Source organism: Pseudomonas entomophila (assembly GCF_013523165.1).
Classification (GTDB): Bacteria; Pseudomonadota; Gammaproteobacteria; order Pseudomonadales; family Pseudomonadaceae; genus Aquipseudomonas; species Aquipseudomonas entomophila_A.
In genome coordinates this window covers 62,068-75,005 of sequence record NZ_JAAMQI010000004.1, presented here as the reverse complement: position 1 = coordinate 75,005, position 12,938 = coordinate 62,068, and the positions used below count along the sequence as shown (strand labels likewise).

Here is a 12,938-nt window from a genome sequence, read left to right as displayed (position 1 = left end):
CGTATCTCGAACGCGGTAGCCTCCTGCTTTTCGTCACGCCCCCCGCTGCATCGCGCCCGAAACCCTCGTGCAAGGGCGTCGGGCGCACGCACGAGGCCTCAGGCGTCGTTCAGCTTCTGCCAGGTCTTCGGCTTGAAGAACAGCGTCTCGCCCCGTGCCAGCCCCGTGAGGCTGTCATGGTCCTTGACCACTTCGGCTTCGATCAGCTCACCTTGCCCTTCGACCTTGAGGGTGACCCGTGTGGTGGCTCCCAGCGGACGGATGTCGCGTACCTCGGCCGGGTGATGGCCTTCGATTTCATGGCGCGACAGGGAGACCTCGTGCGGCCGGAACAGCACGTGGTGGCCTTCGCTCAGGCTCAGGCGATTGGAGTCCCCCAGGAAGTGGTAGACGAAGTCGTTGGCCGGCTTCTCGTAGACCTCGCCAGGCGAGCCGATCTGCTCGATCACGCCTTTGTTCATCACCACGATCCGGTCGGCCACCTCCATGGCCTCCTCCTGGTCATGGGTCACGAAGACCGAGGTCAGGTTGATGTCCTCGTGCAGGCGCGCCAGCCAGCGCCGCAGCTCCTTGCGCACCTTGGCATCGAGCGCGCCGAACGGCTCGTCGAGCAGCAGCACCTTGGGTTCGACCGCCAGCGCACGGGCCAGGGCGATCCGCTGGCGTTGCCCGCCGGAGAGTTGCTCGGGGTAACGATCGGCCAGCCAGTCGAGCTGCACCATGCCCAGCAGCTCGTGGACCTTCTCGGCGATGCGGGTTTCGTTCGGCCGCTCGCCCTTGGGCTTCATGCGCAGGCCGAAGGCGACGTTGTCGAACACGCTCATGTGACGGAACAGCGCATAGTGCTGGAACACGAACCCGACGTTGCGATCGCGCACGTCATGACCGGACACGTCCTCGCCATGGAACACGATGCTGCCCTGGTCCGGGGTCTCCAGCCCGGCGATGATCCGCAACAGGGTCGTCTTGCCGCAGCCGGAAGGGCCGAGCAGCGCTACCAGTTCGCCGCTGTTGATGTCCAGGTTGATGGCGTCCAGGGCCTGGAAACTGTTGAAACGCTTGCTGACGTTACGCACTTCGATCGACATGGATTAGTCCTCCGCTGCGGCGTGGCGCAGACGGTTGATTCGGGATTCGCTCCACTGCTTGAGCAGTAGGATGAACAGCGCCAGGATCAGCAGCAGGCTGGCCACGCTGAACGCCGCGACGTGGTTGTATTCGTTGTAGAGGATCTCGACATGCAGCGGCAAGGTGTTGGTCACGCCACGGATGTGTCCGGACACCACCGACACCGCGCCGAACTCGCCCATGGCCCGCGCCGTGCACAGCACCACGCCATAGATCAGGCCCCACTTGATGTTCGGCACGGTCACGTGCCAGAACATCTGCCAGCCATTGGCGCCAAGCAGGCGCGCGGCCTCCTCTTCCTGCGTGCCCTGCTCCTGCATCAGCGGGATCAGTTCACGCGCCACGAACGGCACGGTGACGAAGATGGTGGCCAGAACGATCCCCGGCAGGGCGAAGACGATCTGGATGTCGTGGTCCTGGAGCCACGGCCCGAGCAGGCCCTGGGCGCCGAACATCAGTACGTACACCAGGCCGGCGATCACCGGCGAGACCGAGAACGGCAGGTCGATCAGGGTCACCAGGATGCTCTTGCCGGTGAAGGTGTACTTGCTCACGCACCAGGCAGCGCACACGCCGAATACCAGGTTCAGCGGGACCGAAATGGCCACGGCGAGCAGGGTCAGGCGCAGGGCGGCCAGTGCGTCGGGCTCGAAGATCGCTTCGAAGAACGTGCCGAAGCCGTTCTTCAACGCTTGCGAGACGACGATCACCAGCGGCAACGCCAGGAACAGTGCGAACACCAGCCAGGCGAGGATGATCAGGATGCGCCGCGAGGTGGCGCTGCTGCGCCGGGCGGCGTTGGCCGCCGTGGCGGCGTTCAGAGTCGAACGGGACATGGCCGGGCCTCCTTCAAGGGGTTTCGATGCGGCGCTGCAGCAGGTTGATCAGCAGCAGCAGGATGAAGGACACCACCAGCATCAGCACGCCGATGGCCGTCGCGCCGGTGTAGTCGTACTGGTCGAGCTTGACCATGATCAGCAGCGGCAGGATCTCGGTCTTCATCGGCATGTTGCCGGCGATGAAGATCACCGAACCGTACTCACCGACCCCTCGCGCGAAGGCCAGGGCGAAGCCGGTCAGCCAGGCCGGCAGCAGGGCCGGCGCCAGCACATGGCGAAACACCTGCAAGGGCCGCGCACCGAGACACGCGGCAGCTTCCTCGACTTCCCGCGGAATGTCGGCCAGGACCGGTTGCACCGTGCGCACCACGAACGGCAGGGTGACGAAGGTCAAGGCCAGGGTGATGCCGAGCGGGGTGTAGGCGATCTTGAAACCCAGGTCGGTGGCGAACTGCCCGACCCAGCCGGCCGGTGCGTACAGCGCCGTGAGGGCGATGCCGGCGACCGCCGTGGGCAGGGCGAACGGCAGGTCGATCATCGCGTCGATGACCTTGCGCCCAGGGAAGGTGTAGCGCACCAGCACCCAGGCCAGCAGCGTGCCGATGACGCCGTTGATGAGCGCGGCGCACAAGGCGGTGCCGAAGCTCAGCTTGAGCGCGGCGATCACCCGTGGCGCGCTGATGATGGCCCAGAACTGGTCCCAGGTGAGCTGCGCGGCGTGCACGAACATGGCCGCCAGCGGAATGAGAACGATCAGGCTGAGGTACACCAAGGTGTAGCCCAGTGTCAGCCCGAAGCCGGGTATGACAGGGGAAATGCGTCGTGACATAAAAGTCCCTGGTTGAACGCACGAAGCCCGGGAGAACTCCCGGGCCGGTGCAGGCTACTGAAGGGTATCGCGTGGGTCAGGCACGGTTCATTGTGCCTGGTAGATCTGATCGAACACCCCACCGTCATTGAAGAATTTCGGCTGGGCCGTCTTCCAGCCGCCGAAGTCCTTGTCGATGGTGACCAGGTCGAGCGTCGGGAACTGCTTGGCGAACGCGGCGGCGACCTTCTCGTCGCGCGGGCGGTAGAAGTTCTGCGCAGCGATGGTCTGGCCGGCCGGGCTGTACAGGTGCTTGAGGTATTCGGTGGCGATCTCGGTATTGCCCTTCTTCTCGGCGTTCTTGTCGACCACGGCCACGGGCGGTTCGGCCAGGATCGACAGCGAAGGCACGACGATCTCGAACTTGTCGGCACCGCCGTCTTCCTTCAGCGCCAGGAAGGCTTCGTTCTCCCAGGCCAGCAGGACGTCGCCCTGGCCATTGTTGACGAAGGTGATGGTCGAGCCGCGTGCACCGGTGTCCAGCACCGGGACGTGCTTGAACAGCGTCTGAACGTAGGCCTTGGCCTTGTCCTCGCTCCCGCCGGCCTTCAGCCCGTAGGCCCAGGCGGCCAGGAAGTTCCAGCGGGCGCCACCGGAGGTCTTCGGGTTCGGGGTGATGACCGACACGTCGTTCTTGACCAGGTCGCCCCAGTCCTTGATGCCCTTGGGGTTGCCCTTGCGCACCAGGAACACGATGGTGGAGGTGTACGGCGTGCTGGCGTCCGGCAGGCGCGTCTGCCAGTCCGCAGGCAGGGTCTTGCCGAGCTTGGCGATCTCGTCGATGTCGCCGGCCAGGGCCAGGGTCACCACGTCGGCCCGCAGACCGTCGATGACCGCCCGGCCCTGCTTGCCCGAGCCGCCGTGGGACTGCTGGATCTTGACCGTGTCGTCCGGATGGCTCGCCTGCCAGTGCTTGATGAACTCGGCGTTGTACTGCTGGTACAGCTCACGGGTCGGGTCGTAGGACACGTTCAGCAGTTCGTAGTCCTTGGCGATGGCAGAACCGGCAAACACGGCACTGGCCAAAGCGGCGAGCGCGTAACGGCGGATGGACATGGTGAAGCTCCCGAATGGCGTTTTTTCTAATTGGACATGGGCGGTATCAGCCGGACTTGCTGCCCGGCTGTTGCAGACGGAATTTTTCCTTGCGCTCGATCTGCACGACCTGGGCGTTGTGCACGGTGATCTCTACCGCGCCGAACCGCAGGTCCCGCAGCGCGTTCTGGATCTCGCGCAGGAGGGTGGCTTCGTCCTGACCGTCGACGCTACGCAGTGATGCACTCATGCTCGTTCTCCCTTGAGTCGAAGTGCCGGGCAGCATGAGGAAGAGCGGCCTGGCTTGAGCGCATAGTAGCCAGGCAGATTTATTCTTAAAAATACTATTTAAGAATTTTTATATAACTGAAATATAGGTTTGAGAAGGGCAGGTCGCGAGCAGTTGGCTGTAAGCCGTACGCTGATCACGGTGAGCGTCCGCCCGCCGCCCGACAGGACCGCGCCCCCCTGACCACGCCGCAGTGAGGCAGGTTGTCACGGGCCTGTGGGAGCGGGCTTGCCCGCGATAGCGTCCGATCCGGCGCCGCCTGCCTCGCGGGCAAGCCCGCTCCCACAAGGGCGTCGGCGCGGATCGATACCCGTCAGGCCGATATCGATCCGCTCTCGCTTGCAGCTCGCCGCTTACGACTTGCCGCTCACCGGTTGCGACTGGCTGCCCGCCGCGCCTTTCTGATCGCCGTCATCTTCCTTGATGCGGTACCAGGCCACGTAAAGGGCCGGCAGGAACAACAAGGTCAGCAAGGTGGCGCTGACGATGCCGCCGATCATGGCGTAGGCCATGGGGCCCCAGAACACTTCGCGGGCGATCGGGATCATGCCCAGGCTGGCGGCGGCAGCCGTCAGCAGGATGGGGCGACGGCGGTGGTTGGTGGCTTCCAGCACGGCTTGCCAGGGCGTGTAGCCATCCCGCTCGTAGGCATCGATCTGGGTCACCAGGATCACCGAGTTGCGGATGATGATGCCGATCAGCGCCAGGATGCCGAGGATCGCCACGAAGCCCATCGGGGTACCGGTCGGCACCAGCGCCAGCACCACGCCGATCAGGCCGAGCGGCGCCACGCTGATCACCAGGAACAGCTTCTGCACGCTGTGCAGCTGGATCATCAGGAAGGTCGCCATCAGGAACAGCATCAGCGGGATCACCTGGGCGATCGGGCCCTGGGCCTTGCCGCTTTCCTCGACGGTGCCGCCGGTGGCCACTTCGTAGCCGGTCGGCAGCTTGCTGGCGAACTCGTCGATCTTCGGCTTCAGCTCGGCGACCAGGTCGGTGGGCTGCATGTCGCCGTTGACCGACGCCTTGAGGGTGATGGTGGGCTTGCGATCACGCCGCCAGACCAGCGGCTGCTCCATCTCGTAGCGGATCGTGGCAAACGCCAGCAGGGGGATGGAGACACCGCTGGGGTTGACGATCTGCAGGTTCTGCAAGGTCTCCGGCGAGCCACGTTCGCTGTCCTGGGCACGGGCCACGACGTTGATCAGGTAGATCTCGTCGTTGACCTGGGTGACCGGCGCGCCGCTGACGATGCTGTTCATCACGTTGGCGACGTCCTCGGACGACAGCCCCAGCTGGCGGGCCTTGTCCTGGGCAATGTCCACACGCAGCACTTTGCCCGGCTCGTTCCAGTCGTAGATCATCTCGCCGACGTTGGGGTTGTCGTCGAGCAGGGTCGCCAGCTCGATGGCGTGCTTGCGCACCTGGTCGATGTCCTTGCCGCTGACGCGGTACTGGATCGGGCGCCCTACCGGTGGCCCCATCTCCAGGGACTGGACGTTGGTGCCGATGCCGACGAAGTCCTTGCGCAGGCGCTCCTTGAGGCGGCCGATGAGTTCGTTGCGTTCTTCGAGGCCGGTACTGACGATCACCAGCTGCGCGTAGTAGGGGTTCTGCAACTGCTGGTCGAGCGGCAGGTAGAAACGCACCGCGCCCTGGCCGATGTAGGTGCTCCAGTGGGCGATCTGCGGGTCGTCCTTGAGCGTCGCCTCGAGGCTGTCCACCACGCGGCGGGTTTCCTTGATCGAGGCGTTCTGCGGCAGGTTCAGATCCACCAGGATCTCCGGCCGGTCGGACGAGGGGAAGAACTGGTTCTGCACGAAGCGCATGCTGAACAAGGCCAGGGCGAACAGCACCACGGTGCCGATGATGGTCAGCCAGCGGTGACGCATGCACCACACCAGGCTGCCCTCGAAGGCGCGCCCGACACGGCCGGGCTTCTCGTCGGGCTTCTTCACGTTCTGGCTCAGGATGTGCACGCCCAGCACCGGCGCGAAGAACACCGCCACCACCCAGGACACCAGCAGGGCAACGGCGATCACCGCGAACAGCGTGAAGGTGTACTCCCCCGCCGAACTGGCGTTCAGGCCGATCGGCACGAAGCCTGCCACGGTCACCAGGGTGCCGGTGAGCATCGGGAAGGCGGTCGAGGTGTAAGCATAGGTGGCCGCCGCCTCCTTGCTTTCGCCCTTCTCCAGGCGCGTGACCATCATCTCGACGGTGATCATGGCATCGTCCACCAGCAGGCCGAGGGCGATGATCAGTGCCCCCAGCGAGATCCGCTGCATGGTGATGCCGCTGTACTCCATGAACACGAAGACCATCGCCAGCACCAGCGGGATCGAGCAGGCCACGACCAGGCCGGCGCGGATCCCCAGGCTGACGAAACTGACCACCAGCACGATCACCACGGCTTCGAACAGGGCGCTGGTGAAGCCGCCCACGGCGTCCTCGACCACCAGCGACTGGTCCGACACGGTGTGCACGCCGACGCCGACCGGCAGTTGCGCTTCGACCTGCTCCATCTTCTCCTTGAGGGCCTTGCCGAACGACTGCACGTTGCCGCCCTTCTTCATGCCGATCGCCAAGCCCAGCGCGGTCTGGCCGTTGTAGCGGAAGATCGGGGCTGGCGGGTCCTCGTAGCCGCGCTCGATCTCGGCAATGTCGGCCAGGCGGTAGAAGCGATCGTTGATGCGCAGGTTGACGGCCTGCAGGTCCTTCTCCGACGCGAACTGGCCCGAGGTGCGTACCGAGATCCGCTCTGGGCCGGCCTCGATGACCCCCGCCGGCGTCACGGCGTTCTGCGCCTGGAGCGCCTGCATGACCTGACGCTGGTCGATCCCCAGCGCTGCCAGGCGGCGGGTGGAGAAGTTCAGGTACAGGACTTCGTCCTGCAGGCCGATCAGCTCGACCTTGCCCAGGTTGTCCACCTCGCGGACTTCGGCGCGCACCTGCTCGACGTAGTCGCGCAACTGGCGCAGCGATAGGCCATCGGCGGTGAAGGCATAGATCGAGCCGAACACGTCGCCGAACTCGTCGTTGAAGCCCGGCCCCTGGATGCCCTGGGGGAATTCGCCGCGGATATCGTTGATCTTCTTGCGTACCTGGTACCAGATCTGCGGGATGTCCTCCGCCTGGGTGGTGTCGCGCAGGTAGACGAAGACCGTGGATTCACCGGGGCGGGTGTAGCTCTTGACGTAATCGAGCGAATCGAGCTCCTCGAGCTTCTTCTCGATGCGGTCGGTGACCTGCAGCAGGGTCTCGTCCTGGGTCGCACCTGGCCAACTGGTCTGGATGACCATGGTCTTGATGGTGAACGAGGGGTCTTCCTCGCGGCCCAGGTTCATGTACGAGAACACGCCCATCAGCAAGCCGACGAACATCAGATACCAGACGAAGGATTGGTGCTTCAGCGCCCACTCCGAGAGGTTGAAACTGCCTTTCATCGGGTGGATTCCTTCTCGACGATGACCTTCTGGCCTTGTTTGAGGCTGTTGACGCCGGCGGTGACCACGCGCTCGCCCGGCTGCACGCCGTCGGTCACGACGATGCTGTCGTCGTGCCGCTCGATCAGGGTGACGTCGCGCAGCGAGACGGTGTTCTGTTCAGTGTCCACGACCCACACCTGGGTCTTGCCCTCGCGCTCGAGCAGCGCCGTGCGGGGCAGCTCGCTGCGGGGAGACACGGCCTGGGTCAGGCTCACGCTGATCGCGGTGCCCAGATGGAACCCGGCCGGCGTTTCGGCCAGGGTCAGGCGCGCCCGTCGGGTGCGGGTGGTCGCATCGGCCCGGGGCTCCAGCTCGCGCAGGGTAGCGGTGGTGCTGATGGCGGGGTTCAGTTGCGAGGCCACGGTGAAGACGAGATCGGGCGTCAACTGCTCGGCCAGGGAGGTCGGCAGGTCGATGACCGCTTCCTTGACGTCGGGCCGGGCCAGGGTCACCACGGCCTGCCCGGCGCCGACGGTCTGCCCGGCTTCAGCCTGCCACTCGGTGACCACGGCCGCGTGATCGCTGCGCAGCTCGCTGTAGCTGAGCTGGTCACGCGCCTGGCTGACCGACGAGCGTGCCTGCTCGAGCGAGGCGCCCGAGGTCTTCAGGTCGGTCTGAGCGATGTCCAGTTGCGCCTGGGCGCCCACGCCACGGTCGTACAGCTGCTGCTGACGGTTGGCGTTGGCCTTGGCATTGATCCACTGGGCCTGGATCCGCGCCAGGTCGCCTTCGGCGGCGCGCAGCTGGTTCTGCTGGTCGGTGGGGTCCAGCGACGCCAGGACCTGCCCGGCCTTGACCTGGGCGCCGACATCGACCCAGCGACGAGCGATGCGCCCGGGCACCCGAAAGCCCAAGGTACTCTCGTAGCGCGCCTGGATGGTGCCGGCGAAGCGGCCCAGCTGCGACTGCAACTGCGGCTGGACTTCCATCGACAGCACCGGGCGCACCGGGTCGGGTTTTTCTTCCTTGTCGGAGCAGCCGACCAGCGCCAGCGCCACCCCCACGCACAACGTCCATGCCAGACGCATCATGGCGCCAGCCCTCCCGGCTTCTCGACAGCTTTCTTCACGGCAACCTTCTCGACCTGCATGCCGGGGTGCAGCAATTGCGCGCCGGTCACGACCACGTCTTCATCCCCCTTCAAGCCCTTGTCGATGACGATGCTGCCAGTCAGGTAACGGGCAATGCTGACCTCGCGCAGGTCCACCTTGTCACCCTCGCCGACCACCCAGACCGCCGGCGTGTGCACGGTCTTGCTCAGGGCCGACCACGGCAGCTCGATGCTCGGGGTGCCCTGGCCCTTGGCCGTGGCGGTCACCAGCGAGCCGAGCTGCATGCGCTCGGGCACGTTGCGTAGAGCGACCTTGACCTGAACGGTGCCGGTCTGCTGGGAGACGGTCGGGGTGATTTCGCGCACCTGGCCGTCGGCAACCACGGCCGGATCGTCCAGCAGGCGTACGGTAAGGCGCTTGTCGCTGTCGGGTGCGCCCAGCAGCGATTCGTAGACGTTGAACACCGCATCGCGCTCGCCATCGCGGGCCAGGCTGAAGATCGGCATGGTGGCCTGCACCACCTGGCCCACTTCGGCCTGGCGTGCGGTGATGACGCCATCGGCCTCGGACACCAGCGCGGTGTAGCCGAGCTGCTCCTGGGCGTTGGCCAATTGCGCCTGGGCGGCCTTGAGCGCGCTCTGGCTGCTGCGTTGCGACGCTTCGGCGGTGTCGTACTCGCTCTGGCTGGTGTAGCCCTTGGGCAGCAGTTTCTGCTGGCGCACGAATGCTGCGCTGGTCTGGGCGACCCGTGCCTGGGCGGCGAAGACTTCCGCCTTGGCGGAGGCGACGTTGTTCTGCAGGTCCTTGGGGTCCAGTCGCGCCAGCACCTGGTTGGCCTTGACGTGATCACCGACGTCGACGCTGCGCGAGATGATCTTGCCGCCTACGCGGAACGACAGGTCAGTCTGCACCCGCGCCTGGATGTCCCCTGTCAGCGTGACGGTCGCCGCAAAGGCGTCGGACGTGGCCCGTTGCACGCCAACCCGTGGGTGATGCGGCTCAGCGGTCTGCTTGTCGCAGCCGGCCAGCACGAACAGCACTCCGAGGCCCAGCCCCCCTAGCGCACGCGCTACTTTCATGCCGGCTCCTTGCGTATGTCGAATTGATCAGATCATGGACTGATGGCCCGGGTGAGGGTTCCATGATGGGCGGCGGGATTCAAGGGGGATGTGAGGAAGTGCGAGAAAGAGGGGCTGGGGAGGCGATGTTCCCCTGGGAGACCCTGACCACCGCTCACCCTGGGAGGGCATTCGGGCCGCCCCAGGGTGTGTTCGGCTCAGACCGGCGCGATGCTCGCGCGCTTGACCGGCGGCGCCGCCGCGTTGGCTGCAGCGCCTTCCTCGATGGCCTGCTGGACAGCCTTGCGCCGGCGTTCTTCGGCACGGCGGCTGAAGAACCAGACGAAGAAGGTCACCAGCGACACCGACAGCAGGATCAGGCTGGCCACGGCGTTGATCTCGGGTTTCACGCCAAGGCGCACCGCCGAGAACACCTCCATCGGCAAGGTGGTCGAGCCTGGCCCGGACACGAAGCTGGCCAGCACCAGGTCATCCAGCGACAGGGCGAATGACATCATGCCGCCCGCTGCCAGGGAAGGTGCGATCATCGGGATGGTGATCAGGAAGAACACCTTCCACGGCCGCGCACCCAGGTCCATGGCCGCTTCCTCGATGGACAAGTCCAGCTCACGCAGGCGTGCCGACACCACCACCGCCACGTAGGCCGAGCAGAACGTGGTGTGGGCGATCCAGATGGTCATGATGCCGCGCTCCTGCGGCCAGCCGATCATCTGTGCCATGGCCACGAACAGCAGCAGCAGCGACAGGCCGGTGATCACCTCGGGCATGACCAGCGGTGCGGTCACCAGGCCGCCGAACAGCGTGCGGCCCTTGAAACGGCGGATGCGGGTCATGACGAAGGCGGCCATGGTGCCCAGCGCCACGGCGGCGATCGCGGTATACAGCGCGATCTCCAGCGAGCGCATGACCGACCCCATGAGCTGGGTGTTGTCCAGCAGGCCGACATACCACTTCACCGACCAGCCGCCCCAGACCGTCACCAGCTTGGAGGCGTTGAACGAGTAGATCACCAGGATCAGCATCGGCAGGTAGATGAACAGCAGGCCCAGCACCAGCATCAGTTTCGAGAAACCAAAGCGTTTCATGCCTTGCCCTCCATCTCTTTGGCCTGGCTGCGGTTGAACAGCAGGATCGGCACGATCAGGATCGCCAGCATCACCACCGCCAGCGCGGACGCCACCGGCCAGTCACGGTTGTTGAAGAACTCCTGCCATAGCACCTTGCCGATCATCAGGGTTTCCGGACCGCCGAGCAGCTCGGGGATGACGAACTCGCCCACCACCGGGATGAACACCAGCATGCAGCCGGCGATGATGCCGTTCTTCGACAGCGGCACGGTGATCTTCCAGAAACTGTTGAAGGTGCTCGAGCCCAGATCCGAGGCCGCTTCGAGCAGGCTCTGGTCATGCTTCACCAGGTTGGCGAACAGCGGCAGGATCATGAACGGGAGGTACGAATAGACCACGCCGATGTAAACCGCCAGGTTGGTGTTGAGGATCTGCAGCGGCTGGTCGATCAGCCCCAGCCACATCAGGAAGCTGTTGAGCAGGCCGTTGTTGCTGAGGATGCCCATCCAGGCATACACCCGGATCAGGATCGCCGTCCAGGTCGGCATCATGATCAGCAGCAGCAGGACGGTCTGGGTTTCCTTGCGGGCGTTGGCGATGGCGTAGGCCATCGGATAGCCGATCAGCAGGCACAGCACCGTGCTGACGAAGGCCATCTTCAACGACCCCAGGTAGGCCGCCAGGTACAACTCATCCTCGCCGAGCAGGCCGTAGTTGGCCAGGTTCAGCACCACCTGAAGCTTGTCGTCGAGGTAGCTGAAGACCTCGGTGTAGGGCGGAATCGCCACGTCGGCTTCGGCGAAGCTGATCTTCAGGACGATGAAGAACGGCAGCAGGAAGAACAGGAACAGCCAGAGGAACGGCACACCGATCACCAGCTGCCGCCCGTCCGGCGTCAGGCGCTTGAACGCTCGCTTGAGCTTGCGGATCTTCATGAGCGCAGCACCACGCCGCTGTCGTTTTCCCACCAGACGTAGACCTGGTCGCCCCAAGTCGGCCGGGCGCCCTGGCGTTCGGCGTTGGCCACGAACGACTGGACGATCTTGCCGCTGGGCAGCTGCACGTGGAACACCGAATGCCCGCCCAGGTAGGCGATGTCGTGCACCTTGCCGTGGGACCAGTTGTAGTCGTCGGTCGGCTGCACGGTCGTGACCAGCAGTTTCTCGGGCCGCAGCGCGTAGAGGATGTGCTTGTCCTCGACCGAGGTGGAAACCCCGTGGCCGACGTAGATGTTGCGCTCCAACTCGGAGCTGGCGATCAGGGCGTGGCCTTCGGCATCGTCCACCACCTCGCCCTCGAACAGGTTGACGCTGCCGATGAACTCGCACACCAGGCGGCTGGTCGGGGTCTCGTAGACGTCCACCGGGCTGCCGATCTGGGCGATCCAGCCCAGGTGCATGATGGCGATGCGCTGGGCCATGGTCATGGCCTCTTCCTGGTCGTGGGTGACCATCACGCAGGTCACGCCGACCCGTTCGATGATTTCCACCAGCTCCAGCTGCATCTGCGAGCGCAGCTTCTTGTCCAGCGCGCCCATGGGTTCGTCGAGCAGCAACAGCTTGGGCCGCTTGGCCAGCGAACGCGCCAGGGCTACCCGCTGGCGCTGGCCACCGGACAGCTGGTGCGGCTTGCGCCGGGCATACTGGGTCATGTGCACCAGCTTGAGCATCTCGGCCACGCGGGCCTGGATCTCGGCCTTGGGCATCTTGTCCTGCTGCAGGCCGAAGGCGATGTTCTGCTCCACGCTCATGTGCGGGAACAGCGCGTAGGACTGGAACATCATGTTGATCGGCCGCTCGTAGGGCGGCAGGTCGGTGATGTCGACGCCGTCGAGGTAGATGCGCCCTTCGGTCGGCCGCTCGAACCCGGCCAGCATGCGCAGCAGGGTCGACTTGCCCGAGCCCGAACCACCCAGCAGGGCGAAGATCTCGCCCTTGCGGATCTCCAGCGACACATCGTCGACCGCGACGGTCTCGTCGAACTTCTTGGTGACCCGGTCGATCTTGACCAGCACCTGCTTGGACTGCTGGACACCACCGTCAAGGGGGGGCTTGGAGGCACCGGAGGCAACTGCCATGAATGAAACTCCC

At 65.1% G+C, this 12,938-nt stretch carries 11 protein-coding genes; all 11 read right to left on the bottom strand.

Features of this window, described 5'->3' with window-relative positions; genetic code table 11:
• Positions 1–98 precede the first annotated feature (98 nt).
• Positions 99–1,088 (bottom strand): sulfate/molybdate ABC transporter ATP-binding protein, encoded by a 990-nt coding sequence (locus tag G7Z99_RS04330; RefSeq protein WP_181092358.1) that lies wholly within the window; start codon positions 1,086–1,088, stop codon positions 99–101.
• A gap of 3 nt (positions 1,089–1,091) precedes the next feature.
• A complete protein-coding gene (gene cysW / locus G7Z99_RS04325; RefSeq protein ID WP_181092357.1) occupies positions 1,092–1,964 on the bottom strand; it encodes a sulfate ABC transporter permease subunit CysW in 873 nt (290 codons plus the stop codon).
• A gap of 13 nt (positions 1,965–1,977) precedes the next feature.
• Entirely contained in the window at positions 1,978–2,796 is an 819-nt protein-coding gene (gene cysT, locus G7Z99_RS04320; protein WP_181092356.1) for a sulfate ABC transporter permease subunit CysT, read from the bottom strand.
• An 87-nt stretch (positions 2,797–2,883) separates the two neighbouring features.
• Entirely contained in the window at positions 2,884–3,891 is a 1,008-nt protein-coding gene (locus G7Z99_RS04315; RefSeq protein ID WP_181092355.1) for a sulfate ABC transporter substrate-binding protein, read from the bottom strand.
• A 46-nt stretch (positions 3,892–3,937) separates the two neighbouring features.
• On the bottom strand, positions 3,938–4,120 hold the full coding sequence (gene oscA / locus G7Z99_RS04310) for a sulfur starvation response protein OscA (RefSeq protein ID WP_181092354.1): 183 nt from the start codon (positions 4,118–4,120) through the stop codon (positions 3,938–3,940).
• A gap of 392 nt (positions 4,121–4,512) precedes the next feature.
• A complete protein-coding gene (locus G7Z99_RS04305; protein WP_181092353.1) occupies positions 4,513–7,608 on the bottom strand; it encodes an efflux RND transporter permease subunit in 3,096 nt (1,031 codons plus the stop codon).
• Positions 7,605–8,681: an efflux RND transporter periplasmic adaptor subunit gene (locus tag G7Z99_RS04300; RefSeq protein WP_181092352.1), complete on the bottom strand. Its 1,077-nt coding sequence runs from the start codon at positions 8,679–8,681 to the stop codon at positions 7,605–7,607. The genes G7Z99_RS04305 and G7Z99_RS04300 overlap by 4 nt, the downstream gene beginning before the upstream one ends.
• Positions 8,678–9,781, bottom strand: a complete 1,104-nt coding sequence (locus G7Z99_RS04295; RefSeq protein WP_181092351.1) for an efflux RND transporter periplasmic adaptor subunit — start codon at positions 9,779–9,781, stop codon at positions 8,678–8,680. Before G7Z99_RS04295 ends, G7Z99_RS04300 begins: the two co-directional genes overlap by 4 nt.
• Positions 9,782–9,978: 197 nt before the next feature.
• On the bottom strand, positions 9,979–10,866 hold the full coding sequence (locus tag G7Z99_RS04290; RefSeq protein WP_181092350.1) for an ABC transporter permease subunit: 888 nt from the start codon (positions 10,864–10,866) through the stop codon (positions 9,979–9,981).
• Complete coding sequence (locus G7Z99_RS04285) at positions 10,863–11,783, bottom strand: ABC transporter permease subunit (protein WP_181092349.1); 921 nt, start codon at positions 11,781–11,783, stop codon at positions 10,863–10,865. Before G7Z99_RS04285 ends, G7Z99_RS04290 begins: the two co-directional genes overlap by 4 nt.
• A complete protein-coding gene (gene potA, locus G7Z99_RS04280; RefSeq protein WP_181092348.1) occupies positions 11,780–12,925 on the bottom strand; it encodes a polyamine ABC transporter ATP-binding protein in 1,146 nt (381 codons plus the stop codon). Before potA ends, G7Z99_RS04285 begins: the two co-directional genes overlap by 4 nt.
• Positions 12,926–12,938 lie beyond the last annotated feature (13 nt).

Excerpts from the sequence above, each read along its gene's own strand:
- cysW (WP_181092357.1), bottom strand. The coding sequence starts at position 1,964 with ATGTCCCGTTCGACTCTGAACGCCGCCACGGCGGCCAACGCCGCCCGG.
- oscA (WP_181092354.1), bottom strand. The coding sequence starts at position 4,120 with ATGAGTGCATCACTGCGTAGCGTCGACGGTCAGGACGAAGCCACCCTC.
- G7Z99_RS04315 (WP_181092355.1), bottom strand. The coding sequence starts at position 3,891 with ATGTCCATCCGCCGTTACGCGCTCGCCGCTTTGGCCAGTGCCGTGTTT.
- G7Z99_RS04300 (WP_181092352.1), bottom strand. The coding sequence starts at position 8,681 with ATGATGCGTCTGGCATGGACGTTGTGCGTGGGGGTGGCGCTGGCGCTG.
- G7Z99_RS04285 (WP_181092349.1), bottom strand. The coding sequence starts at position 11,783 with ATGAAGATCCGCAAGCTCAAGCGAGCGTTCAAGCGCCTGACGCCGGAC.
- G7Z99_RS04305 (WP_181092353.1), bottom strand. The coding sequence starts at position 7,608 with ATGAAAGGCAGTTTCAACCTCTCGGAGTGGGCGCTGAAGCACCAATCC.
- potA (WP_181092348.1), bottom strand. The coding sequence starts at position 12,925 with ATGGCAGTTGCCTCCGGTGCCTCCAAGCCCCCCCTTGACGGTGGTGTC.
- G7Z99_RS04290 (WP_181092350.1), bottom strand. The coding sequence starts at position 10,866 with ATGAAACGCTTTGGTTTCTCGAAACTGATGCTGGTGCTGGGCCTGCTG.
- G7Z99_RS04295 (WP_181092351.1), bottom strand. The coding sequence starts at position 9,781 with ATGAAAGTAGCGCGTGCGCTAGGGGGGCTGGGCCTCGGAGTGCTGTTC.
- cysT (WP_181092356.1), bottom strand. The coding sequence starts at position 2,796 with ATGTCACGACGCATTTCCCCTGTCATACCCGGCTTCGGGCTGACACTG.
- G7Z99_RS04330 (WP_181092358.1), bottom strand. The coding sequence starts at position 1,088 with ATGTCGATCGAAGTGCGTAACGTCAGCAAGCGTTTCAACAGTTTCCAG.